Origin of the sequence: Polynucleobacter sp. AP-Titi-500A-B4 (assembly GCF_018688095.1) — a bacterium.
Classification (GTDB): domain Bacteria; phylum Pseudomonadota; class Gammaproteobacteria; order Burkholderiales; family Burkholderiaceae; genus Polynucleobacter.
In genome coordinates this window covers 750,092-773,566 of the sequence record NZ_CP061311.1, presented here as the reverse complement: position 1 = coordinate 773,566, position 23,475 = coordinate 750,092, and the positions used below count along the sequence as shown (strand labels likewise).

The window sequence follows — 23,475 nt, the reverse complement described above, 5'->3', positions numbered from 1 at the left end:
ATTAAGCTAGAGGGATGACTACATCCCTTCAAAATACCTTACCCCCTGTTTTACAGAACAACCCCCTTCTGACCTTTGGTCGGGGGATCGCCGCTTACTCTGAAGTAAGGCCTGAGCACATTTCCCCCGCTATTGAATTCTTACTCAAACATGCGCAAGATGCCGTGGATGTTGCGACCGATTCCAAAACGCCTGCCACTTGGGATCAGCTGGCTGAACCACTGGAAGATGCTACAGAAGCATTGGGTAGATCTTGGAGTGTCATTTCGCATCTCAATAGTGTTGCAGATACTCCCGAGTTAAGAGCCGCTTATGGTGCAATGCTGCCAGAAGTGACTGCATTCTTTTCTGGTCTTGGGCAAAACTTAGCCCTATATCAAAAGTTCAAAGAGCTCAGCAAGAGCCCTGAGTTTGCCAAACTCAATCGCGCGCAAAAGAAAGTGATCGAAAACTCCTTAAGAGACTTCCGTCTTGGTGGTGCGGAACTGAGTGATGCCGATAAAACGCGCTTTGCACAAATTCAAGATGAGCAAGCCATCTTAGGTAAGGCATTTTCAGATCATGTTTTAGATGCAACCGATGGCTTTGTCCATGTTGTTGCCAATGAAGCAGAGCTCAATGGTTTACCTGAAGACGTCAAAGCAGCGGCCGCGGATACCGCCCAGCAAAAGGGCCTACAAGGATGGGTTTTTACCCTGCACTTTCCTTCCTATTACCCAGTGATGCAGTACTCCGAAAATCGAGCACTCCGTCGCTTAATGTATGAAGCTTATGTCACCCGCTCTTCCGAGCTTGGGCCTGAATTTGCTAAAGGCAAACTCGATTGGGATAACACCCTGAACATGCTCGATCAATTGCGTCTTCGCGATGAAGAAGCACGCATGCTCGGCTTTGCGAATTTCGCAGCACTGAGCCTTGCACCCAAGATGGCCAATACCGTTGATGAGGTAGATCTCTTCTTAACGAACTTTGCCCATAAATCTAAGCCATTTGCCCAGCGCGACTGGGATGAACTTTGTGCGTTTGCCAAAACCGAGTTGGGTCTTGATGATATTCAACCCTGGGATACTGCTTTTGCAGCAGAACATTTGAAACAAGAGCGATATTCCTTTTCTGAGAATGAACTCAAACAATACTTCCCGCTACCCAAAGTATTGGATGGCTTGTTTGGCGTGATTCAGGCTCTGTTTGGGGTCAAGATTGAGGCAGCTAATTTGCCGACTTGGCATGCGGATGTACAGTCTTTTTCCGTTAAGAATACCAAGGGCAATATCGTTGCTTATTTCTATTTAGACCCCTATGCTCGCCCTGGCAAACGGGGCGGAGCCTGGATGGATGACGCGCGTGGCCGCAGAGAACTCCCTAACGGTGAAATCCAGGCGCCAGTTGCGTATTTAGTTTGTAACTTTGCGCCACCTGTGAAGGTCGATGGCGTCTTACGTCAACCCACCATTACCCATGATGATGTGATCACCCTCTTTCATGAAAGCGGCCATGGCTTACATCACCTATTAACTCAAGTGGGAGCATTAGGCGTTTCAGGAATCAATGGCGTGGAATGGGATGCCGTCGAATTACCCAGTCAGTTTATGGAAAACTTCTGCTGGGAATGGGAAGTCTTAGAAAAAATGACTGCCCATGTGGAAACTGGCAAGCCATTACCCCGTCAATTATTTGACAAGATGTTGGCAGCTAAAAATTTCCAGAATGGCTTAATGACTTTGCGTCAAATTGTGATGTCACTCACGGATTGGCGTTTACATTCTCAATTTGATGCACAAAGTGCACAAGGCAAAGCAGTACTTGAGCTCTCCAGAAAAATTGCGGCTGACTTTAATGTGATTCCGCAGCCTGAGATCTCACGCTGGATCAATAGCTTCAGTCATATCTTTGCTGGCGGCTATGCGGCTGGCTATTACAGCTATAAATGGGCTGAGGTTCTTTCAGCTGATGCGTATTCAGCCTTTGAAGAAGCTGCCAAGCTGACTGGCTCAGTGCTGGATCCAAAAATAGGTTCCCGTTATCGCGAAGAAATCTTAGAAGTCGGTGGCAGTCGCCCTGCTGCAGAATCCTTCAAGGCATTTCGCGGACGTGAGCCCAGTATTGATGCGCTTCTAAGGCACGGCGGTTTAGCTTAAGCCTTTTTGATCATTGCAATCACGGGAGCGTGATCTGATGGTTGCTCCCAAGTTCTGGGTTCTTTGTCGACTGTGCTGGCGCTGCAATGATCTTTAAGTGCTTCACTCAAGAGGATGTGATCGATACGCATGCCGGCGTTTCTTCTAAATCCCATCATCCGATAATCCCACCAACTATATGTTTTGGGTGCTTGCTCAAACATTCTAAAAGAATCGCTCATTCCCAGCTTTAGTAATGCTTGAAATGCATCACGCTCTGGAGGGGAAACTAAATTCTGCCCTTCCCAAGCTTTTGGGTCATGCACATCGGCATCTGCTGGAGCGATATTAAAGTCACCAAGAAGCGCTAATCGCGGAGTATGTTGCAACTCTTCAGTTAACCAGGTTTGTAACTTGTTTAACCAATTCAACTTATAAACAAACTTATCACTATCAGGTGACTGTCCATTTGGAAAGTAGGCTGAGATTAGCCTGATGGGTTGCATTCCAGCAAAAGGAATGGTCGCTGCTAAGATGCGCTGCTGCTCATCTTCGTAATTCGGAATATTTCTAGTGGGTTTTAGAAAGGTAGTGACTGCATCAGAAGCAATCGATGCCAAGGCAGCCTTACGCACAATGATGGCTACACCGTTATACGTCTTTTGCCCCGCAGCAAGACTCAAGTAGCCTGCCGCCTCCAGCTCTTGATGAGGATACTTATCATCCGTAAGCTTGAGTTCTTGCAAACACAAAGCATCAATCGGCTGCTTTTTATTTTCCTGATCCTGTAACCACCGAAGTACGTGTGGAAGGCGTACCTTTAAGGAATTCACATTCCACGCCGCAATTCGGATTGAATCAGTCATCTATCCCCAGTTCCTGCAATTTTCTTGTAATGGTATTGCGACCAATACCCAGACGCTGTGCCGCTTCTACACGACGACCACGAGTAACCTCCAAGGCAGCCATCAATACGGCCTTCTCAAAGCGTGAGCATAGTGCATCGTAAACCTCTTTGTCGCCATCTTGCAGCATTTTGACTGCTAAGCGACCAAGACCACTCTCCCAATCACCCTGAATAGATTTAGCCGTTGCAGGATTACTTGGAGAGGATTCGCCATGCAATACGACAGGATTTTCGCTCGCTTCAGCAATAATATCGGCAGGCAGATCACCTACCCCAATAATGCTTGCTGGCGTCATCACCGTTAGCCAGTGACACAAGTTCTCAAGCTGACGTACGTTACCTGGGAAAGGCATAGCAGTCATCTCTTTGAGAACGTCATCCGATAGTTTCTTAGGCTCAACACCCAAAGACTTTGCGCAAGTGATCATGAAGTGCCTTGCCAGGATAGGAATATCCTCGCTACGCTCACGCAAGGAAGGCATGCGTAAGCGAATCACATTTAAGCGATGCATTAAATCTTCACGGAAGAGCCCTCCAGCAACACGCTGCTCTAGATTTTGATGGGTAGAAGCAATGATGCGCACATTGGCTTTAATTGGATCTTGTCCACCAACGCGATAGAAATGCCCATCGGTAAGAACACGCAACAAGCGAGTCTGCAAATCAAACGGTAAATCAGCAACCTCGTTTAGGAAGAGGGTGCCGCCATCTGCTTGCTCAAAGCGTCCACGGCGTAAAGTCTGTGCGCCCGGGAAAGCGCCACGCTCATGACCAAAGAGTTCTGATTCCAGTAAATCTTTTGGAACAGCAGAGGTGCTCAGCGATACAAATGGGCCTTTTGCTCTCGGGCTATGTTTATGTAAGGCGTGGGCCACCAATTCTTTACCAGCACCAGACTCGCCAGTGATGAGCACGGTTGAATGAGATTGGGCTAAGCGTCCGATGGCGCGGAAGATTTCTTGCATTGCTGGAGCTTGACCAATAATCTCAGCCGACTCCTGCCTCAATCCAGTCAATTCTTTATTGCCAGACTCGCTACGAATACCCTGCTCTACTGCACGATGAATTAGCTCTACTGCCTTTTCAACATCAAACGGTTTAGTGAGGTACTCAAATGCACCACCTTGGAAAGATGAAACCGCAGAGTCCAAATCAGAGTAAGCCGTCATGATGATGACTGGTAGATTGGGATGGCTGGCTTTAACATGCTGCAGTAAATCCAATCCATTGCCGCGTGGCATACGAATATCAGAGATCAATACTTGTGGAGTCTCTTTCTCCAAAGCATTAAGTACATCATTCGGATTAGAAAAACTCTTATGTGGGATTTTTTCTCGCGCTAAGGCCTTCTCTAAAACCCAACGAATAGATTGGTCATCGTCGACGATCCAGATTGGTTTCATGATGCTTTCTCCTGCCTACGGTATGGAATTTGAATATGGAAATCAGTACGTCCCGGGCGGCTATCGCATGCAATAAAGCCCTGGTGTTGTTGAACAAAAGTTTGCGCCAAGGTTAGGCCTAAGCCACTACCCCCCTCTCGCCCAGAAACCAAAGGAAAGAAGATTCTTTCGATAATTTCTTCGGGAATACCAGGGCCGTTATCTATCACATGAAGATCCATCGCCAACTTATAGCGATGCTTTGCAATGGTGACTGAACGAGCTACCCGTGTTTTTAATTCGATTTGTGCAATGCCCTGACTAATCTCATCCGACAAAGCTTGCGCTGCATTGTGCACAATATTTAAGACTGCTTGTATCAACTGCTCACGATCACCCATCACATCAGGCAAGCTGGTGTCATAGTTACGAATAATCCTCAAACCTTTAGGAAACTCTGCCAAGACTAGGCTGCGCACGCGCTCAAGGGCTTCGTGCACATTAAAGGCCTCAATGACATGCGCCTTACGATGTGGCGCCAACAGACGATCTACTAAGGTTTGTAAACGATCAGACTCTTTGATAATGACTTGCGTGTATTCACGCAACCCTTTTTCTGGCAACTCAAACTCTAATAATTGAGCTGCCCCACGAATACCGCCCAATGGGTTTTTAATCTCATGGGCCAAATTACGCATCAACTGCTTATTTGCCTCTACTTGCTGGGTGACGCGCTCATCGCGTTCACTTCTCAACTGCTGATCAATCGGAAACCATTCCATCATGATCAAAGCAGGATCTTCGAGTGCGGCGATGACAACATGCGCTGGAATCGAGTCTTGATGAATGCTTCCAGGCAAGGAATGCAACACCATCTCTTGGCGCTTCGCTACCGCATTGCCACGCTTCACTTCGGAAATCATGCCTTTTAAAGATGGGTTGTCACCAAATAAATCAGACACAGATTGACCCTCAAGAGATTTACGTGAGAGATCCAAAGCTGACTCTGCAGCAGGATTCACATAAATCAATTGATGGTTCTCCGCCTCAAAAACCACAATGGCATTGGGCATCTGATCGAGCAATGTCGGAAAAAAAGGAGCAGCCGAAGCTGCTCCCTTGAACGAATTGCGCAACAAACCTGCGCTCAAGTTCTTTCCTTCGCTTACAGGGAGTAATACATATCAAATTCGATAGGATGGGTAGTCATACGGAAACGTGTGACATCGTCCATCTTCAAATTGATATATGCATCAAGCATAGACTCAGTAAATACACCACCGCGAGTCAAGAACTCATGATCCTTCTCGAGTGCTGCCAAAGCTTCTTCTAAGCTTGCGCAAACGGTTGGGATCTTTGCATCTTCTTCTGGTGGCAAGTCATACAAGTTCTTGTCAGCAGCATCGCCAGGGTGAATCTTGTTCTGTACACCATCCAAACCAGCCATCAACAAGGCAGAGAATGCCAAGTATGGATTTGCCAATGGATCTGGGAAACGGGTTTCGATACGACGACCCTTAGGATTAGCAACGTGTGGAATACGGATAGAAGCAGAACGGTTACGTGCTGAGTAGGCTAACTTTACTGGAGCCTCAAAGCCTGGAACCAAACGCTTGTATGAGTTTGTACCTGGATTGGTAATCGCATTCAATGCTTTGGCGTGCTTAATGATGCCGCCGATGTAGTAAAGAGCAAACTCTGACAAGCCTGCGTAACCATTACCAGCAAACAAGTTCTCGCCATTCTTCCAAACAGATTGGTGAACGTGCATACCAGAACCGTTATCGCCCACTACTGGCTTAGGCATGAAAGTTGCTGTCTTGCCATAAGCATGAGCAACGTTGTGAACAACGTATTTCTGCCAGATAGTCCAGTCAGCGCGTTGTACCAATGTGCTGAACTTCGTACCCAATTCGTTTTGGCCTTGACCAGCAACTTCATGGTGATGAACTTCAACTGGAATGCCTAATGATTCGAGAATCAAGCACATTTCAGAACGCATATCTTGGAATGTATCTACTGGAGCAACTGGGAAATAGCCACCCTTCTTACCTGGACGGTGACCAGTGTTACCACCTTCGATTTCTTTTGCAGATGACCATGGAGCCTCTTCGGAATCAATCTTCACGAAGCAACCTTGCATGTCGGCACCCCAACGAACGCCATCAAAAATAAAGAACTCTGGCTCTGGACCAAAGTAAGCAGCATCGCCTAGACCAGTGCTCTTCAAGTACGCTTCAGCGCGCTTAGCGATAGAACGTGGATCACGGTCGTAACCTTTGCCATCTGCTGGCTCGATAACGTCACATGTGAGAACCAATGTTGGCTCTTCATAGAATGGATCAATGTAAGCAGCTGTTGGATCTGGTTTGAGCAACATGTCAGATGCTTCAATACCTTTCCAACCAGCAATAGATGAACCGTCAAATGCATGACCGCTCTCAAATTTGTCTTCGTCAAAAGCAGAAATAGGAACTGTCGTATGTTGCTCTTTACCCTTTGTATCAACAAAGCGGAAATCAACGAAAGTACATTCTTTCTCTTTAACTAACTTCATCACATCAGCGACGGTCTTCGTCATGCAAATCTCCTCTATTAACTAAAACTTGGAATTCAAACTCAAGGCATACACCCTTGTTCATTCCAGGCATTCAACATGCCTAATGGATGTATCTAATTTACTGAAGCAAACAACGGGGAATAGCCATTATTGCACTAATTAAGTGCCCAATTAGGTCTTTTATCCCCTAAAAAAAGGGTATTTGCACTGATTTAGTGCAATATTGACCTAAGCAATATCATGAATTTCATAGCCCAAGGCTTGAGTGCCCGTTCTTAGGGCAATCCAAGCGCTTTCTAGTAGATTGGCATTACCTTTGATGCCCAACTCGATATGGCGCTCGGCATAAACACCACCCTTGCTAGCATCACCCACAGAGGGAAGACTAAAGACCTTCACACCGGGAAAATTGGCTTCTATGCGCTCCATCAGAGGGGTTAAGGTCGATTCAATGCCTTTAGGGACGATGAAGCTTTGCTCCGCCCAGTTCTCTTGATGGAAAAGATCTTTGTAATGCGTATCTAAGCACCAGGCCATCATTGGCGCAGCCATTACTGGAAAACCGGGGACGAAGTGATGCTCTTTGATCCGAAAGCCGGGAATCTGGTTATAGGGGTTGGGGATGATGTCACTGCCCAGTGGAAACTCCCCCATCTTGAAACGATGTTGATTTTCTGGAGTACTCAAATCTGCTTTAATGGGATCGCCTTCGGCTGTTGACTGAATCCGCCCTGCAATAAGCTCTTGTGCAGTTGGATGCAATTCAGTTTTCGTTCCGAGTGCTAAGGCAGCACATTGGCGTGTGTGATCATCCGGTGTCGCACCAATACCACCCGTACTAAACACCACATCCCCACTCGCAAAACTTTCTTTTAACGTTGCCGTGATTTGCCCTGGATCATCCGCAACATATTTAGCCCATGAAAGACTTAAGCCCCGCTCATTGAGGAGCTCAATCAACTTGCTCATATGCTTATCTTGTCGGCGACCAGACAAAATCTCATCGCCAATCACGATTAATCCAAATCGTCTTGTAGACACCTGCTTTGAAAGTAAATCGATTTCTACTTTTTTCACTGCATCAACCATCTCATTGGCCATGATAGGGAAGCTCCGGATCTACTACGCGTGTTTCAACTGTTAATGACTTTTCTAATTCCTCTTGTCTGAGGGTTTGCAAGGCATCCAATAAGAAATGGCTGAACCACAAGGCTGCAAACACAAATATTAAAGAGTAAATCCAAAGTGCCACAAAACTGACTAGCGGGAACAATACCAAAGCCAAAGCAGAGGTAGCCCAGAAGAATGTTGGAACTGCCCCAAGCATGCCGGACACAATACCCATCGTGAGCAAGGCCCAACGATATTTTTCAATGAGTACATCGCGCTCCTCAGTGCTGGCGTGTTTAGCTAATACGTCATATGACATAAGCCGCATGGTTAACCAGCCCCACAGCAAAGGTGGCAGCACTGCTACGAGTGGTGGCACCCACCACACTGGTAAGGTCAGCATCACCAAAACCAAACAGATGAGCGCAGACCATAAGGTATAGACCAGACTACCTAAGAGCCCTCCACCTTGCTTACATTCCAATCCGTGATAGCTCGGCTGGCGAGCGACTATTCTTACGATTGCAGGCACAGTTGAGAAGGCAATAAATACTAAGAGGCTAATGGTGATCAAAGGAATGATGAGCATCACAAAAAAGAGAGGTGCGATCCAGGCCCTGGCATTTTCAAAGCCAGCCCAAATGAGACCCTCTTGTATCCAACTTGTGAACATAGAAGTCGTGAGAAAAATGCTTAAGGCCTCTAGCGCTGGTGTCCAGATGAGCCAAATGAGCAAGCCCCACAAAATCGACACAATCAGAAAAGGTCGTAAGCTAAGCCACAGCATGCGTGGATGCATCGTTCCGACGAGCGCAAGCCCGAACGATTTAAATACTTGCTGCAATCCGACCATAAAACTCCTATGACATACCTTGGGTATGTTTACTTGGGTAATAACTCTCTGAATGCGTGCACTAAACCCTGCCACTGTTGTGTAATGATATTTTGTGAAACAGTTAAGTTTCGCACGCCTGTGGGATAAACCGCCTTAGGAAAGATGACAGTCCTAAAGGCCATATCCCACCAGGGAAATAAGATACCGAAGTTGCAACCGCCTAGCACCCCAGGCTTACCGATGGCTTCATGACCATAGCCGACCGCATGATGCATGCGGTGATACATCGGTGAAATCAAGAGATACCGTGCAGGACCTAAATGCACCTTGATATTGGCATGCTGCCAACTTTGAATGAATTGACTCAAGGCAACTAGTGCAATGAATTGACCTGGTGATACACCAAACAAAAGCGCAAAGAAGGCCATCACCACTGCCCGCATGATGTCATCTAAGAAATGATTGCGATTATCAGACCATGCGGTCATCACGGTTTGACTGTGATGTAAAGCATGTAATTGCCACCACCAGTTAAACGCATGCGATGCGCGATGGTAAAGGTAGTCTACGAAGTCGAGCAGAACAAGGTAAAACAAAAAGCTCACTACTGGAATGGTAGTGATGCCTGGCCACCAATTTTCTACGTTGAAACGGTCAAAACGAAAATCGTGCAAGATGGAATCGATCTCAAAGAAAAAGCCCGATAGCGCAATGAAGATCAGGGCATGAAAAATGCCCAGGCGATGTAACAAGGTATAAAACACATCGGCCTTACTGTGGGCAGCAAATCGCTCTTGCACTTCTGCTGGATTGAAGCGCTCCCAAGTACGAAGTACCACGATGATCAAAAAGATTTGGATACAGCCAAATAAAAACCAATCGATTCCATCAAAGACGTCTTCAGCCCAAGACATCAAATTGAATTGGTAAAGCAATGGGCCGACAAGACTGGAGAAGATCCATTCTTGAACAGCGCCATAGGCATTTGAGATGGCAGAAATAACTGAGCTTAAATCCATGCTTTATTTTGACTGATCTGCGGAATTCTTGCGTGCTGTGGGTAATAAGCCGAAACAGAATCCACGCTGCTTGAGATTGACGATCAATTGCTCGAGCACTGCCGGAGCCCAAGGATCTTTTCTGGACCATATCCCCAAATGCGCCATAGTGATATCACCATCTTTAATCTCACGACTGGCTTTTTCTAAAAGCATGCTGTTGGGATATTTATCTGAATTGAGCTCATCACCCAAAAAACCGGCAGGCGCCCAGCCAATATGTTGATAACCGCACATATCCCCCATCCGAATCAATGTTGGCGAAGTTTTGCCTCCAGGGGCGCGCCAGATTTTCTGCAGGGGCTGAGTCGTCATTTCTTGGAAACGTAAATCGACACGACGAATTTCTTTGCACATGGCCGCTTCGTTATAAAGCACTGTCATGCCAGCCTTGGGGCCAAACTGCGGTTTCTCAAAGACCTCACCTTTTGGGCCATCTTTCACGAAATAGGTATGGTCGTATGTATGACTGCCAAAGTGATGACCTTCTTTAGCCAACTCCTGCCAAAAAGGTTTCCACGCTTCATCTAATGCAAAATCACCACGGTAAGTCTTTTCATTGGCGAGAAAGAAAGTAGCTTTAACATCTTGGCGCTTTAAGATCTCGGCTACCTTATTGGCCACTGACATATTGCCTGTATCAAATGTTAAATAAACGGTCTTATTGCAACTAGGTGTTTGAGCATGAGCACTCAATGAAAAACAGCCGAGCAAGAGCACGGCTGCTAAATAAATGATGGTATTGCGTTTCATGGCTTGATTGCTCTATGCCCCATCACTCCCATGGAGCTCTTGGGTAAAAGAACACGCCATGGGGAGACTTTCCAACAGGAATAACAGTAACTAACTTCATCGTTGGAATATCAATCACCCCTGCTTTTTTAGCAAAACGGAATGTGACCCACATGGTTTTGCTATCAGGAGTAATTTCCATATCATCTGGTCCCGCAGGCAAACCAGTAATATCGCCGACTTTTTCTAGGGTTTGCATATTGATCATGCTAATCGTAGAAGCAATTCGGTTACTCACAAAGACATGCTTCTTATCCCCCAAAGGACGGAAGTTGTGTGCACCCTTGCCGGTATATATGCGCTTGACTTCTTTGCGGGTTTTCCAATCGATGACTTGGACGTAGTCTTCGCCAGTAATACCAACCAATAAATATTGATCGCCTGGCGTCATCCACAAACCTGCAGGTACCTTACCCGTATGCATGACCCACAATACAGTTTGCGTCTCAAGATCAATGGCCGCAAGTTCGTTTGAGTCCTGCAAAGTAATGAAGGCAATCTTGCTATCAGCAGTAAATGCAATATGACTTGGCGTCTTTGCCAATTTCACAGTCTTTACTAATTTAAGATCAGCACCATTTGCGGCATAAATATCAACGCGATCCAAGCGATTGCCGTTTGCTACAAACCATTTGTGATTTGGAGAGTAGCCAATTTGGTATGGATCAATAATGTTGGGTACACGACCAGTAATCTCACCGCTGACAGGATTCATGAGAACAACGTCATTACCTGCCGCATTCGCAATCAATAAGGTTTTTTGATCTGGCGTCATCATGAGGTGATGCGGCTCTTTACCAACCGGAACCGTTTTGATGACTTGACGGGTTGGCATATCGATCAAGCTAACAGAAGCCTCACCTGAGTTCAGTACTACCGCCAATTTAGGTTGCGCTGGAGATGGAGAAGTTACTGCTGGAGACGTAGTTTGAGCAAACGCTGACAGACTGAGCGAAGCAAAGGCAAGGGATAAGGCAATAGTGCGAAAAGCTCTAATCTTGGTAAATGTGTGCATACCTACATTGTAAGCAATGCAAAGAATCAAAAGACCCCTTAAGAGCGGTGGATTTGACCTAGCGCAAACTAGCCAAAACTTTTTCCAAGCGCTTTAAGGACATGGGGGTTGGGGTTTTGAGTTCTTGGGCATACAAGGCCACCCTCAACTCCTCTAATTGCCAGCGAAAATCGGCCAAGGCTTGATCCTCATTGATGGCATAAGTAGAACCTTTATTGCCTTGTATGAGTTTTTGCCAGGGTCTTGCTACGGACTCCCAGTCTTTTTGACATTGCGCATCTCGAGCAGGATTAGATCGCAACTTATCGATCCGCATTGCAATCCCTTTTAGATATCGGGGCAAGTGCACTAACTGCATATACGGAATATCCGCAACAAACTTGGGGAAGATCAATCCCTGTACCTGCGATTGAATATCAGCATAAGCACTGGGTGATGCTGCCTTTGCTTGCGCCATTTTCTTTTGCAAATCTGCATAGGCTTGCAAAGCAGCTAAAGCGTGGCGAGAAATCTCTTGCGCGATTAGTGCCAATCTGGGTTTACCTGCTTGCATACGCTCAGCAAATTGTTCGGCATTATTTGGCAAAGGCTCAGTCATGAATGCACGATCAATTGCCAGATTGAGAATCTGCTCAATTAGCCCGTCGACTGAACCCACATTAATAAATAACAATCCCAACTCGCGAATACCAGGTAATTGCTTCTGTAAGGCTTTGAGTGTGTCTTTATTGCCCAATGCAAACAATCGACGCAAACCCAATGCATGTTGCTTGCGCGCTTCTAGCAAATCATCAAATACCTCTAGGTCGCAATACTCCCCGCGGTCGATCAGTGCTGGATAGCCAAAGAGTGTCCTATTGCCCTTTTGAATTTCTAGAGTCTCCGGTAATTCACCAAACTCCCAGGTTCGATAGCCACCCTGCTCAACTTGTCGCGCCTGCTCTGGCTTATTGGCAGCATTGGGCTTGGCGCCAGTCTGAGCGCTAGGCTCAATGCCGAGTTCAGTTTGAACCGCCTCTTGCGCAACCGCCTGAAAAGCATCACGCGCAGTTTGTCCATACTCCGAACGCAAGCGTGCTAAGTTGCGCTCGACTTCTAATTGACGACCATGTTCATCAATGAGCCGGAAATTCATTGATGAATGTAATGGCAATGCCTCAGGCCTAAAATCTGTGCGCTTAATTTCTAGGCCGCGCTCTTTGCGAATGTCATCCATCAAGCTATCGAGAAAATCTCCCATACCGAATTGCATAGAGTCGAGTTTTCGCTCTAAATAGGATTTAGCGTAATCAGGTAATGGCACACAATGACGACGTAATTTCTGCGGCAAAGTTTTGAGCAGCAACAGAATCTTCTCTTCACACATCCCCGGCACCAACCATTCACAGCGACGACCATCGACTTGATTGAGTTGTGCCAGAGGCACGACCAGGGTGACGCCGTCTTTAGGGCTACCGGGCTCAAAGTGATAAGTCAGGTTCAGTTCTGCTCCGCCAACCTTCATCACCTTGGGGTAACGGTCTACCGTAATGCCTGCGGCCTCGTGGCGCATGAGGTCAGCCTTCTCTAGGCGTAACTGTGAATCGAGGTCGGGAATCTTTTTAAGGTGAACCTTGAGGTCTTCTCGGTTGCAGACACCCTGCGGAATGCGAGACTCATAGAAAGCAAAGAGTAATTCGTCATCAACCAATACATCAGGACGACGTGAGCGATGCTCTAGCGCTTCGATTTCTTTAATCAGACGGCGGTTGTGCCAAAAGAATCCAAAACTGCCAGGATATTTTTTCTTGGCATCAGCTTCAGTCTCACGTTGAAGTGCTGGTGTATCCATACGACCAAACATTTCTTCTTGGACCAATGCTTGTCGAATGAATAGCTCACGAGCCTCTTCTGGATTGTGCGGCCCATAACGTACCCGGCGTCCGTGATAAATCGGCAGGCCGTATAAGGTGCCCCGCTCAAAAGCCAAGACCTCGCCCTGGCGGTTATCCCAGAACGGGTCGCTCAAGGACTTGATCAGACGATGAGCGGCAACCTTCTCCACCCATTGTGGCTCGATCTTAGCAATCGTCCGAGCATACATACGACTGGTCTCTTGCAATTCACCAGCCAAAATCCAGGCGCCCGCTTTCTTACCAATCGTTGATCCTGGCCAGATGAAGGGGCGAATACCCCTGGCGCCTACATACCCACCTGTCTTGCTATTGCGATCTTGAGATTTTTCGTCTTCCTCTTTTTTGGCAACGTAACCTAGTAAGCCAGTAAGCAATGAGAGATGAATTTGCTCATATGTAGCTGGGCTAGCATTTTCTTTCCAGCCCTTTTCACCGAGCATGGTGTGTAACTGGCCATGCACATCACGCCACTCGCGCAACCTTCTTGGTGATAAGAATTTGCTGCGACACAGATTTTCTAACTGACGATTGCTGTGTTTGTGTTGCAAGGCATCTTGATACCAATTCCATAGCTTTACAAAACTGAGGAACTCAGAACGTTCGTCTGCAAATTGCAAGTGTGCTTGGTCTGCAGCAGCCCCCTGATCCATGGGCCGCTCCCGCGGATCTTGTGTCGCTAATGCTGAGGCGATGATGGTGACCTCTTTTAATGCATTCTGCTCTTTTGCAGCGAGCAGCATTCTGCCGATACGAGGATCTAAGGGTAAGTCAGCCAGTTGCTTACCAATCTGCGTTAACTTAAAACTATTATTAATATCTTTACCATCGCCGGCTTGCGCTTCATCAAACTCAATCGCACCCAGCTCATCGAGTAGTTGTACGCCGTCAGCAATCGCCCTACCCAATGGCTTATCAATAAATGGGAAGTGCTGAATTTTGGATAAGCGCAGCGAACTCATGCGCAATAAAACTGCCGCTAGGGAACTGCGCAGGATTTCTGGGTCAGTAAATTTGGGGCGACTGAGATAGTCTTGTTCGCTATAGAGCCGCACGCAGATGCCATCAGAGACGCGCCCACAACGACCCGCCCTTTGATTAGCAGCTGCTTGTGAGATCGGCTCAATTTGAAGTTGCTCGACCTTATTGCGGTAGGAGTAGCGTTTTACCCTTGCTAAACCACTATCTATTACATAGCGAATATTGGGAACGGTAAGAGAGGTCTCTGCAACGTTGGTCGTCAAAATAATACGGCGACCATTACCAGGAGAAAAGACGCGCTCTTGTTCAGCAACCGATTGGCGCGCAAACAAGCTCAGTACTTCTGGATGAAAGCGTTGCTGCAACACGTGGTCTTTGCGTAATGCCTCTGCACAATCACGGATCTCACGCTCTCCAGGCAAAAAGACAAGGACATCACCTGCACCCGATGCACCTTCTCGCCAGACCTTAGTAATTTCCTCGACAACTGCATCGGGGATTTCTTTTGCGGTCTTGGATTCTTTTTTACCATCCGGCTTGGCATCGGGTTCAAGTGGCGAGTAGCGCTGCTCCACCGGAAATAATCTGCCGCTGACCTCGATGACGGGTGCTACCTTGCCATTGATGGCAAAGTGCTCAGCAAAACGCTGGGCATCAATCGTCGCTGAGGTGATGATCAGCTTGAGATCAGGTCTCTTAGGAAGCAGTTGTCGCAGGTAACCTAATAAGAAATCGATATTCAGGCTGCGTTCATGCGCCTCGTCGATGATCAGGGTGTCGTAGGCTTTGAGCTGTGGATCTCGCTGAGTTTCTGCCAACAAGATACCGTCGGTCATGAGTTTCACCGAGGCGGTATGACTGGTCTTATCAGCGAAGCGTACTTGATAGCCCACATCCTGACCAATTGGTGAACCAAGCTCTTGGGCGATTCGCTTCGCAGTGGCAGTAGCAGCTATTCGTCGAGGTTGGGTATGGCCAATTAACTTGCCCCCATTGATCGTGCCCCGCCCTAGGTCCAAACAGATCTTGGGTAACTGGGTAGTCTTACCCGAGCCCGTCTCGCCGCACACAATGACCACCTGGTGGCTTTGCAAGGCATCCTTGATGAGCTGACGCTGACCCGAGACCGGCAACTCTTCCGGAAAGCGGATCTCTAGCCTGCGTCCGGTGTTGGAAGCAGGCACAGGCTTGGAGATTGGCTTGGGTTTTTGTTGGTTTATGGGCTCTTGCACCCTATAATTTTCTCACTATGCCAACAAATGCACCGAACCAGGCCTCAAGCGCCGAAGAATCTACCTCCAACTTCCCCTTTGTAGGGTGGTTGCGCGATGTTGCGCCCTATATTCATAGCTTTCGTGAAAAGACCTTTGTTATCGCCTTTGCTGGTGAACTCGTGCAAGAAATCGGTCTTGAGAATCTCATCGAAGATATTGCGATGTTGCATGCCATGGGTATGCGGATTGTTTTGGTTCATGGCATTCGTCCACAGATTGAAGAGCAGCTCATGCTGCGTAAGATTAAAAGTAAGTTCGGCAAGAGTGCTTTGCATAGCTATCGAATTACTGATGCTGCCGCACTTGAGTGTGTGAAAGAAGCTGCCGGTGAATTACGTCTTGATATCGAAGCGGCATTTAGTCGTGGTCTTCCAAATACCCCCATGGCGGGTTCACGCATCTCTGTGATTTCAGGTAACTTCATTACCGCGATGCCAGTTGGCGTAGTGGAGGGAGTTGATTACATCCATACTGGTTTAGTACGTAAAGTAGATTCCACTTCTATTAAGTTATCGCTCGACAGCAACAAGATTGTGCTGCTCTCTCCTTTGGGCTTCTCACCAACAGGTCAAGCATTTAACTTAGCCTATGAAGATGTGGCTGCGTCTACTGCAGCTGCTCTTAAAGCAGACAAGCTGATTTTCTTGAGTCCTTACGCTGGTCTCAAAGATGCCGAGGGTGACTTCATCACCGAACTCTCGATGCCTCAGTTGCAAGAGTATGTGGCACAAAATGCAGATATTGATTTGGGCATGAAGGGCTTACTCAATATTGCGGGTAGAGCGATTCGGGCTGGCGTGAGCCGGGTTCACTTCTTACCATGCAACCAGGATGGAGCCCTACTAGAAGAACTTTTTACCCATGACGGTATTGGCATGATGCTTGCCTCTTCGGATATTGAGAACTTGCGTGAAGCCAATCAAGATGATGTGGGCGGTATTTTGCAGCTCACGATGCCACTTGAAGAAGAAGGTATCTTGGCAGCCCGTGGACAAGATGTGATTGAGCGCGATATTCATCGCTTCTCCGTGATTGAGCATGACCGTGTTCTCTTTGGTTGCGCTGCTCTATTCCCATTCCCCAATGGTGTTGGTGAATTAGCCTGCCTTGCAGTCGATCCTGATGTGCAAGGTTCTGGTGACGGCGAGCGTTTGCTAAAACGCGTTGAGATGCGCGCCAAACAAGAGGGCATTAAGAAATTATTTGTTCTGACTACTAGAACTGAGCATTGGTTCCTCAAGCGTGGCTTTAAACGTGCTACGGTAGATGACTTGCCAGAAGAAAGAAAGCAAATTTATAACTGGGACCGTAAGTCCATGGTTTTAACCAAAGATCTTTAAGTAAAAAGAAATACCTTAGAAAGGCATTACAGATGGCACGGATGGTTCAATGCATCAAACTCAATAAAGAAGCAGAAGGCATGGATTTCGCTCCGCTTCCTGGAGAATTGGGTAAAAAGATTTGGAATCAAGTTTCTAAAGAGGCTTGGGCTGGCTGGTTAAAGCAACAAACCATGCTGATTAATGAAAACCGACTCAATATGGCTGACCCCCGCGCTCGCCAATACCTTTTAAAGCAAGTTGAAAAATACTTCTTTGAAGGTGGCGCTGACATGGCACAAGGCTATGTGCCGCCTGCAGAGTAATTACCAATCACTCTCTCAGTACTGTTGCAACACAGCAAAAATATATTTTTATAAATGTAGTTTCTGCTGTTGACACGATAAAAACACAGGCATAGGATGTAATCGTAGTGAGGCAGATATGGTGCCCCACTACATTGGCGAAAGCCAATACAAATAAGTACATCTATGTGCTTATAGGCTAAGGAACTAAATACCTTCCGAGTGCCTGCGCCATGCAAACCATGGCAAACAACCCGATGGGGATACCCCGTCGGGTTTTTTATTTCTACTGTTGTTTCTGCTTTTTTTGTTTTTACTGATTAGAGCGCGATACGGCTTACGCCAGAGGCATTGCTCACTAGCAATACATTAGCTTTTTCTTTAGCAAACAATCCAACGGTGATCACACCTGCGATTTGATTGATCTGAGATTCCATTTTGATAGGGTCGGCAATTTGCAAGCCCGCTATATCTAATATCCAACCACCGTTATCCGTAACAAAGGGCTCGCTTGGAGTTTGGTTGAGGTCTGCGCGAGTGCTCTTCGCTAGGCGCAAAGTCACTTTGCCACCCAACTTCTCAAGTTCTCTGATCACCACACCTTTAGCTAGTGGAATGATTTCCACTGGAAGCGCGAAGTTGCCAAGCACAGGAACCTGCTTAGAAGAATCACAAATACAGATAAATTGCTTGGCCATTGAGGCGATGATTTTCTCGCGAGTCAGCGCACCACCCCCACCCTTAATCATATGACCAGCCGGATCAATTTCATCGGCACCATCAACATAAGCAGGCAGACTGAGAACATCATTCGGGTCGAGTACCTTAAAGCCATGTTTGAGTAATCGCTCAGTTGTAGCGTTGGAACTTGAAACTGTTCCGGCAAAATGATCTTTGTGAGGTGCTAAAGCGTCAATGAAGCAGTTGGCAGTAGAACCAGTACCTACACCTAAGATTTGTCCGGCAGGAAGCTTTAATACCTCGTCTCGAGCGGCTTCGCCCACCATTTGCTTGAGTTGATCCTGATTCATATATCCGCCAATTGCCTTTACTGGAACTGAGTATTCAATGCATCTATCATATGATATTCAAAAACAAGCCACTACAGAACCCACTAAAGCAGAGTCATCCAGCCATGAATAGCGTCTCCTCAGCCTCCAGCCAACTGGAGCAACTCAAGAAACTGACCACTGTCGTTGCCGACACCGGTGACTTTGAGCGCATGCAGGCGTTTCAGCCTCAAGATGCCACCACCAATCCTTCCCTCATTCTCAAGGCAGCCCAGCAAAGCAATTACCAGTCTTTGGTGAACTCTGTTAAAGCGGCTCACCCAGGCATCAGCCCTACCGATTTGGTCGATTACATCTTGGTTGCTTTTGGTCTTGAGATTCTGAAGATCGTTCCCGGCAGAGTCTCGACTGAAGTTGATGCACGACTCTCATTTGATACCAAAGCAACTGTTGCTAAAGCCAAGCACTTAATTGCACTCTACGAAGCTCATGGAATAGATCGCAAGCGCATCTTGATTAAGTTAGCGGGCACCTGGGAAGGTATTGCAGCAGCGAAAGAATTAGAAGCGCAAGGTATTCATTGCAATATGACATTACTCTTCTCGCTCGTTCAAGCGGCAGCCTGTGGTGCCGCCAATGCAAAGTTGATTTCACCATTTGTGGGTCGCATTACTGATTGGCACAAAGCCAAACTAGGCACCAATTGGAATGATGTCGATAACGGCGGCGCCAATGATCCCGGCGTGACTTCAGTCAAAAGAATCTTTCACTATTACAAACACTTTGGCATTGCTACAGAAATCATGGGTGCCAGCTTCCGAAACACCAGCCAAATCTTAGAGCTTGCAGGCTGCGATCTCTTAACGATTAGTCCAGAACTATTGGCCGAACTGAGTGCAGGTACTGCAGCAGTTAGCAAGAAGTTAGATGCAGCGAATGCGCAAAGTGCATTGAGCGCTGAGAACATTACGCCGCTGAAATTAGATGAGTCTAGCTTTAGATTGCAACTGAATAATGATGCAATGGCAACAGAAAAACTGGCTGAAGGTATTCGGAATTTCTGTATTGATACAGAAAAGCTGGAAGCGCTACTAGCAAAGTAATTGAGATTTAGGTTAGGACTTTTTTAGTGACTAATCCCCTTAAAACAGAAGCTTAATTTGAAAGCAAAGAGAACTTTAGAAAATACAGTCTTTGCAATGACTGCTATCGACCCAAAGCAGACTTTGGCGAACATAACCTCCGCTAGAGGACTTTTAAATCGCTTGTCGCGAGTTCAAATCTCGCCCGACCCACCAGTTATACAAAATCCCGGGAGCGAAGTAAGTTAGTTCGCTAAAATAATTCCAGGCGGCTTCCACTCCCCCTCACCTGGCGGCAATATGGATGGAGGACTCTCTTTTGGCCAGTAAAGACGCATAACCATAAAGATTGGACCATTTGGTGCTGGCAGCCAATTTGCTTCTTTCGATTTGCCTGGCGATTTATTTTGAATGTAGATCGTTACCGATCCATCAGCATTCTTCTTTAACCCCGGCAGCATTGGAGAGTTAATCAGATAGCGATTGATTGGATTTTCGATTAAGAGTTGCGTCTTACCATCGTATATCGTGATGGACCAAAAGGCATTCACCGGTGGAAGCTGACCCTTTGCAAAAGTGAGCGTGTAACTGTGCTTGCTGCCATCAAGTATTTCTCCTTGGCTATCCATCCGAGTCAATGGATACATAGCTTCAATTGAATCGTTTGCATAGATGCCGGCTTTTGCAACAGCGGCGCGTTTTAGCCAATCCCCGTTGAAGAAAGCGCGATCCCCACCAGCTAGGCCGCCTACCCTCCACCCATTAAAGTCTTTACCTCCATTTGCAGCCATTTTTTCAATCTTCTCTTCGCCCTCTTTCATAGCCAAAAGGATTACTGCTTTATGTTCGGCAGAGAGGTCTTTGAAATCAAACTTTCTGCCCGGTCCGATACCAATACTTGCCAATTTTTCGCGGATGGCATTTTCCTCGGGACCGGCTGGTGCGTACTGAAGCGCAAAGCTTAGATATTCGAAGAAATTAGTTTTCACCATCTCCTTATTGACCTTTGGAAAATCAATCGCTGGGGCAGCGGCTGGAGTAGGCTGTTTGAGATAAGCCGAAAGTGGTTGCGCTTTATACCCACTTTGCACCTTAACTACATTGGGCATATCGGCTGCATTGAACAGTTGAGTGCGATAAATTGCTGCAGAAAATTGGGTTGATGAACGAAAGACTTTTTTAATACCCACAGGTGTTTCACCCTGCCAATTAGGGCCAACCACCATGTAGTCGCCAGCCTCATTGCCCGTAGCACGGCTACCGATATAACCATAATTAAACGTATTGCCATCGCATAACATCACTGCGTAATAACGCTTTTTATCTACTGCAGGCACTGATAAAACCATCGGCTCTGATCTCAAATCCATAAACACAATCGAATAAGGAGTATCACTATTGGGTGAAACTACTGTCGTATCTTTATAGGTAAATACACGCGCCTCATTATTGATTTTATTAAAGGGGGCTTTGAACTGTCCTGAATCGCGATCAATCGCGTAGTCATACATGACTGCATAGTTCATAACGATCGGAAGTCCGTAGATGAATCCTTCTTCTGCAATCGCCTTTGTCTCTTCAATACTTGGCACAGGAATGCCCGCTACGGTATCTCTCTTTTCCGCTTGAGAAACGGCATCGTTCTTATTACCGCATCCAACACTCATTACCGTCACGATGGCCGCAATGATTAATCCAATAAAAGCTGATATTTGGCGATTTTTCATGATGCCATCCCTCTTTTTCTCAAGCAATCTGATATTGATACCCCTGCACATAAGCAGCGTCACCCACCCTCATAAAGCGGTGGGTAGACGCAGAACAAACCTAAATCGCTACCGCCGGTCAGTAACGCACTACTTTTTAACGCTGGCGCCAGCGTTGTACTGGTAGTTGCCCTCAAGTTGGTCGAGAACGATAGTGTTAGGTGGGTTGGAATCAGCGGTGGACGTCAGAGTCATATCCTTGTCCAACTTGCGCGATCTGAGCTTCCATCCCTCTGGCAAGGTCAGGCGCTTGCCAAGGGTGGGCAGGCTTTCGATGGTGTTCTTGGGATCAATCTTCAAGGACAAACTGAACATAGTGTACACAGCGCCCTCTGGGGTGATCAACTCATATACTGTTTCGCCTGCATTGAAGAAAAAGGTATTGGTTCGCTTAGACACCAGTACCTTATAGGAAGGCAGGGTTCCAGTGACGGCCTTGCTCAGGTCAGGGGTTTCGAAGAGGCCTAGCACGCGCAAGGGGATCGTGGAGATCACTCTCTCTTTGCAACCATCCCAGGCCGTCCCCGTAATGCTGTTCGCTACGAGACGGCGCGGACCATTGAAGAGGACTCCATCGCTCCCGTATTTCTTTTTCAATTCATCTGCATTCAGCGCACGGAAGCGAGCGTCCATTACGTCGTTAGGCGCCTCAAGGTCTTTGCCAAGAGAATTGTAGTAGTAGCCGATCCCACTGCCGTTGGCCTGGCGGTTCATGAATAGTATTTCGTAGAATGCCTTGCCACGCCAATTCTCAATCTTGATTGGACAGGGATCCGTCAGACCAACTTTTTGGTCGGCCAAGGCCGGTGTCATGCCAACTAGCAGCATAAGCGACAGAGCAGCTACTTTTATAGTCATGTCTGTAGTTATCTTCATTTCACTCTCCCGTAAGAAGGTTATGTCATATTCGAGATGATGGGTTTATATTACTCAAAATCAGAAATAAATCTACCCTTTTAATACCAATTGACTTGGCGGAAGGGGTAGTACAAAAAACTAATGATGGTCGCTTAATGGCCGAAAGAAGACTGTAGGCGATAAATAAAGCCACCCGGTAGTATGGCTTGGTAGCAAGGGTGTGGTATCTCTACTTCTTCGCAGTGTTGATACCTAGCAAGCTATAAGCCCCACAATACCCAACCATTCCTGTTAACAAAGGAATGACCCCAATCCAAGCCCAGGGGCCAGTAATTCCAAAGGCTGCTAGACCCATCAGGGTGACGCCAACAGTCATACGAAGAACGCGATCAGTGTGACCAATATTGCATTTCATATAAACCCCTTTGATTGTTTTACTTATCCCAGCTTAGGCTTATTTTTTAGTTTTAGCAAGGCGCTGTCTTAATGCCTCATACAGGCATACGCCACTGGCAACTGACACATTCAAGCTCGATACCACGCCCTGCATCGGGATGCGCACGAGCTCATCACAGGTTTCTTTCGTCAAGCGACGCATGCCCTCGCCCTCAGCACCCATTACGATAGCAATAGAGCCCGTGAGATCAATGTCATAAATTGATTTTGTAGCTTCATCGTCAGTACCAATCAGCCACACACCCGCTTCTTGCATCTCTTTCATACTCCGTACAAGATTGGTAACAGTAATGACTGGCATAACTTCAGAGGCGCCACTAGAAACTTTGCTGACGGTAGCATTGATTGAGGCTGAGCGATCCTTCGGAATCACGACAGCATCTACTCCTGCACCATCGGCTACACGAAGGCAGGCCCCAAAGTTATGGGGATCAGTGACTCCATCAAGTACTAAGAACAATGGCTTCTCTTTTGCGCCCTCGACATCTTCAATGACTTCAGTGATCGTGCGGGCGATGGTCATCTTTTCAGCCAAGGCAACAACACCTTGGTGACGATCATGGCCAGTCAGTTTTTGTAGGCGCTCTGCATCTGCAGCATGCAAGCGTTCGCCCAAAATTTCTTCTGCTTGCTTTAGAAAATCCCCCATGCGTCGATCACGACGACTTGGATCGAAGTAAACCGATTTCAGGCTATCAGGATCAACGCGTAAGCGCGCTTGAACTGCATGAAATCCAACTAATATTTGTTTCATCT

19 protein-coding genes are annotated in these 23,475 nt (G+C 46.9%); 4 read left to right on the top strand and 15 right to left on the bottom strand.

What is annotated here, in order from left to right:
• The first annotated feature begins 14 nt into the window (after positions 1-14).
• The gene (locus tag FD968_RS04030; RefSeq protein WP_215367488.1) at positions 15-2,138 is read left to right on the top strand and encodes a M3 family metallopeptidase; all 2,124 of its coding nucleotides are present in this window, start codon (positions 15-17) and stop codon (positions 2,136-2,138) included.
• Here FD968_RS04030 and xth read toward each other — a convergent pair.
• The 10 genes from xth to hrpA all read right to left on the bottom strand — a co-directional run bounded on the left by xth (position 2,135) and on the right by hrpA (position 15,881).
• Entirely contained in the window at positions 2,135-2,983 is an 849-nt protein-coding gene (xth, locus tag FD968_RS04025; protein ID WP_215367487.1) for an exodeoxyribonuclease III, read from the bottom strand. The two genes, FD968_RS04030 and xth, sit on opposite strands and share 4 nt — an antisense overlap.
• Positions 2,976-4,427: a nitrogen regulation protein NR(I) gene (ntrC, locus tag FD968_RS04020; RefSeq protein WP_215367486.1), complete on the bottom strand. Its 1,452-nt coding sequence runs from the start codon at positions 4,425-4,427 to the stop codon at positions 2,976-2,978. Before ntrC ends, xth begins: the two co-directional genes overlap by 8 nt.
• Positions 4,424-5,545, bottom strand: a complete 1,122-nt coding sequence (gene glnL, locus FD968_RS04015; RefSeq protein ID WP_371817755.1) for a nitrogen regulation protein NR(II) — start codon at positions 5,543-5,545, stop codon at positions 4,424-4,426. The genes ntrC and glnL overlap by 4 nt, the downstream gene beginning before the upstream one ends.
• 26 nt (positions 5,546-5,571) lie before the next feature.
• Positions 5,572-6,987, bottom strand: coding sequence for a type I glutamate--ammonia ligase (gene glnA / locus FD968_RS04010; RefSeq protein WP_215367484.1), 1,416 nt, complete (start codon positions 6,985-6,987; stop codon positions 5,572-5,574).
• Between the two features lie 207 nt (positions 6,988-7,194).
• Positions 7,195-7,935, bottom strand: coding sequence for a molybdopterin-binding protein (locus tag FD968_RS04005; RefSeq protein WP_251367670.1), 741 nt, complete (start codon positions 7,933-7,935; stop codon positions 7,195-7,197).
• Between the two features lie 121 nt (positions 7,936-8,056).
• Positions 8,057-8,929 (bottom strand): EI24 domain-containing protein, encoded by an 873-nt coding sequence (locus FD968_RS04000; RefSeq protein WP_215367483.1) that lies wholly within the window; start codon positions 8,927-8,929, stop codon positions 8,057-8,059.
• Positions 8,930-8,958: 29 nt separating this feature from the next.
• Positions 8,959-9,930 (bottom strand): sterol desaturase family protein, encoded by a 972-nt coding sequence (locus tag FD968_RS03995; RefSeq protein ID WP_215367482.1) that lies wholly within the window; start codon positions 9,928-9,930, stop codon positions 8,959-8,961.
• Positions 9,931-9,933: 3 nt separating this feature from the next.
• Positions 9,934-10,722, bottom strand: a complete 789-nt coding sequence (locus FD968_RS03990; protein ID WP_215367481.1) for a polysaccharide deacetylase family protein — start codon at positions 10,720-10,722, stop codon at positions 9,934-9,936.
• A 22-nt stretch (positions 10,723-10,744) separates the two neighbouring features.
• Positions 10,745-11,776, bottom strand: a complete 1,032-nt coding sequence (locus tag FD968_RS03985) for a cytochrome D1 domain-containing protein (protein ID WP_215367480.1) — start codon at positions 11,774-11,776, stop codon at positions 10,745-10,747.
• A gap of 58 nt (positions 11,777-11,834) precedes the next feature.
• A complete protein-coding gene (gene hrpA / locus FD968_RS03980; RefSeq protein WP_371817742.1) occupies positions 11,835-15,881 on the bottom strand; it encodes an ATP-dependent RNA helicase HrpA in 4,047 nt (1,348 codons plus the stop codon).
• Positions 15,882-15,898: 17 nt separating this feature from the next.
• On the opposite strand from hrpA, the gene argA reads away from it, so the two are divergent.
• Positions 15,899-17,263: an amino-acid N-acetyltransferase gene (gene argA / locus FD968_RS03975; RefSeq protein WP_215367479.1), complete on the top strand. Its 1,365-nt coding sequence runs from the start codon at positions 15,899-15,901 to the stop codon at positions 17,261-17,263.
• A gap of 32 nt (positions 17,264-17,295) precedes the next feature.
• Positions 17,296-17,568 carry an oxidative damage protection protein gene (locus FD968_RS03970; protein WP_068321192.1) on the top strand — a complete coding sequence of 91 codons (273 nt, stop codon included), beginning with the start codon at positions 17,296-17,298 and terminating at the stop codon, positions 17,566-17,568.
• Positions 17,569-17,867: 299 nt separating this feature from the next.
• Here FD968_RS03970 and rpiA read toward each other — a convergent pair whose 3' ends face one another.
• Positions 17,868-18,578 (bottom strand): ribose-5-phosphate isomerase RpiA, encoded by a 711-nt coding sequence (rpiA, locus tag FD968_RS03965; protein ID WP_215367478.1) that lies wholly within the window; start codon positions 18,576-18,578, stop codon positions 17,868-17,870.
• Positions 18,579-18,682: 104 nt separating this feature from the next.
• On the opposite strand from rpiA, the gene tal reads away from it, so the two are divergent.
• Positions 18,683-19,660, top strand: a complete 978-nt coding sequence (tal, locus tag FD968_RS03960; protein WP_251367631.1) for a transaldolase — start codon at positions 18,683-18,685, stop codon at positions 19,658-19,660.
• A 224-nt stretch (positions 19,661-19,884) separates the two neighbouring features.
• Here the strand turns inward: tal and FD968_RS03955 are convergent, their stop codons facing one another.
• From FD968_RS03955 to rlmB, 4 genes are all read right to left on the bottom strand, one after another.
• Positions 19,885-21,366 carry a DUF1254 domain-containing protein gene (locus FD968_RS03955; RefSeq protein WP_215367476.1) on the bottom strand — a complete coding sequence of 494 codons (1,482 nt, stop codon included), beginning with the start codon at positions 21,364-21,366 and terminating at the stop codon, positions 19,885-19,887.
• A 129-nt stretch (positions 21,367-21,495) separates the two neighbouring features.
• Complete coding sequence (locus tag FD968_RS03950; RefSeq protein ID WP_215367475.1) at positions 21,496-22,281, bottom strand: hypothetical protein; 786 nt, start codon at positions 22,279-22,281, stop codon at positions 21,496-21,498.
• A 211-nt stretch (positions 22,282-22,492) separates the two neighbouring features.
• On the bottom strand, positions 22,493-22,678 hold the full coding sequence (locus FD968_RS03945) for a DUF2892 domain-containing protein (protein WP_215367474.1): 186 nt from the start codon (positions 22,676-22,678) through the stop codon (positions 22,493-22,495).
• Positions 22,679-22,717: 39 nt separating this feature from the next.
• Positions 22,718-23,473, bottom strand: coding sequence for a 23S rRNA (guanosine(2251)-2'-O)-methyltransferase RlmB (gene rlmB / locus FD968_RS03940; protein WP_215367473.1), 756 nt, complete (start codon positions 23,471-23,473; stop codon positions 22,718-22,720).
• Between the last annotated feature and the right edge of the window lie 2 nt (positions 23,474-23,475).

What these genes read in the sequence shown, in the direction of transcription:
- FD968_RS03985 (WP_215367480.1), bottom strand. Translation starts at nt 11,776, where the DNA reads ATGCACACATTTACCAAGATTAGAGCTTTTCGCACTATTGCCTTATCC.
- FD968_RS04030 (WP_215367488.1), top strand. Translation starts at nt 15, where the DNA reads ATGACTACATCCCTTCAAAATACCTTACCCCCTGTTTTACAGAACAAC.
- FD968_RS03955 (WP_215367476.1), bottom strand. Translation starts at nt 21,366, where the DNA reads ATGAAAAATCGCCAAATATCAGCTTTTATTGGATTAATCATTGCGGCC.
- FD968_RS03995 (WP_215367482.1), bottom strand. Translation starts at nt 9,930, where the DNA reads ATGGATTTAAGCTCAGTTATTTCTGCCATCTCAAATGCCTATGGCGCT.
- FD968_RS03945 (WP_215367474.1), bottom strand. Translation starts at nt 22,678, where the DNA reads ATGAAATGCAATATTGGTCACACTGATCGCGTTCTTCGTATGACTGTT.
- FD968_RS04000 (WP_215367483.1), bottom strand. Translation starts at nt 8,929, where the DNA reads ATGGTCGGATTGCAGCAAGTATTTAAATCGTTCGGGCTTGCGCTCGTC.
- glnA (WP_215367484.1), bottom strand. Translation starts at nt 6,987, where the DNA reads ATGACGAAGACCGTCGCTGATGTGATGAAGTTAGTTAAAGAGAAAGAA.
- rpiA (WP_215367478.1), bottom strand. Translation starts at nt 18,578, where the DNA reads ATGAATCAGGATCAACTCAAGCAAATGGTGGGCGAAGCCGCTCGAGAC.
- ntrC (WP_215367486.1), bottom strand. Translation starts at nt 4,427, where the DNA reads ATGAAACCAATCTGGATCGTCGACGATGACCAATCTATTCGTTGGGTT.
- tal (WP_251367631.1), top strand. Translation starts at nt 18,683, where the DNA reads ATGAATAGCGTCTCCTCAGCCTCCAGCCAACTGGAGCAACTCAAGAAA.
- FD968_RS03990 (WP_215367481.1), bottom strand. Translation starts at nt 10,722, where the DNA reads ATGAAACGCAATACCATCATTTATTTAGCAGCCGTGCTCTTGCTCGGC.
- FD968_RS03970 (WP_068321192.1), top strand. Translation starts at nt 17,296, where the DNA reads ATGGCACGGATGGTTCAATGCATCAAACTCAATAAAGAAGCAGAAGGC.
- FD968_RS03950 (WP_215367475.1), bottom strand. Translation starts at nt 22,281, where the DNA reads ATGAAGATAACTACAGACATGACTATAAAAGTAGCTGCTCTGTCGCTT.
- xth (WP_215367487.1), bottom strand. Translation starts at nt 2,983, where the DNA reads ATGACTGATTCAATCCGAATTGCGGCGTGGAATGTGAATTCCTTAAAG.
- FD968_RS04005 (WP_251367670.1), bottom strand. Translation starts at nt 7,935, where the DNA reads ATGAGCAAGTTGATTGAGCTCCTCAATGAGCGGGGCTTAAGTCTTTCA.
- argA (WP_215367479.1), top strand. Translation starts at nt 15,899, where the DNA reads ATGCCAACAAATGCACCGAACCAGGCCTCAAGCGCCGAAGAATCTACC.
- rlmB (WP_215367473.1), bottom strand. Translation starts at nt 23,473, where the DNA reads ATGAAACAAATATTAGTTGGATTTCATGCAGTTCAAGCGCGCTTACGC.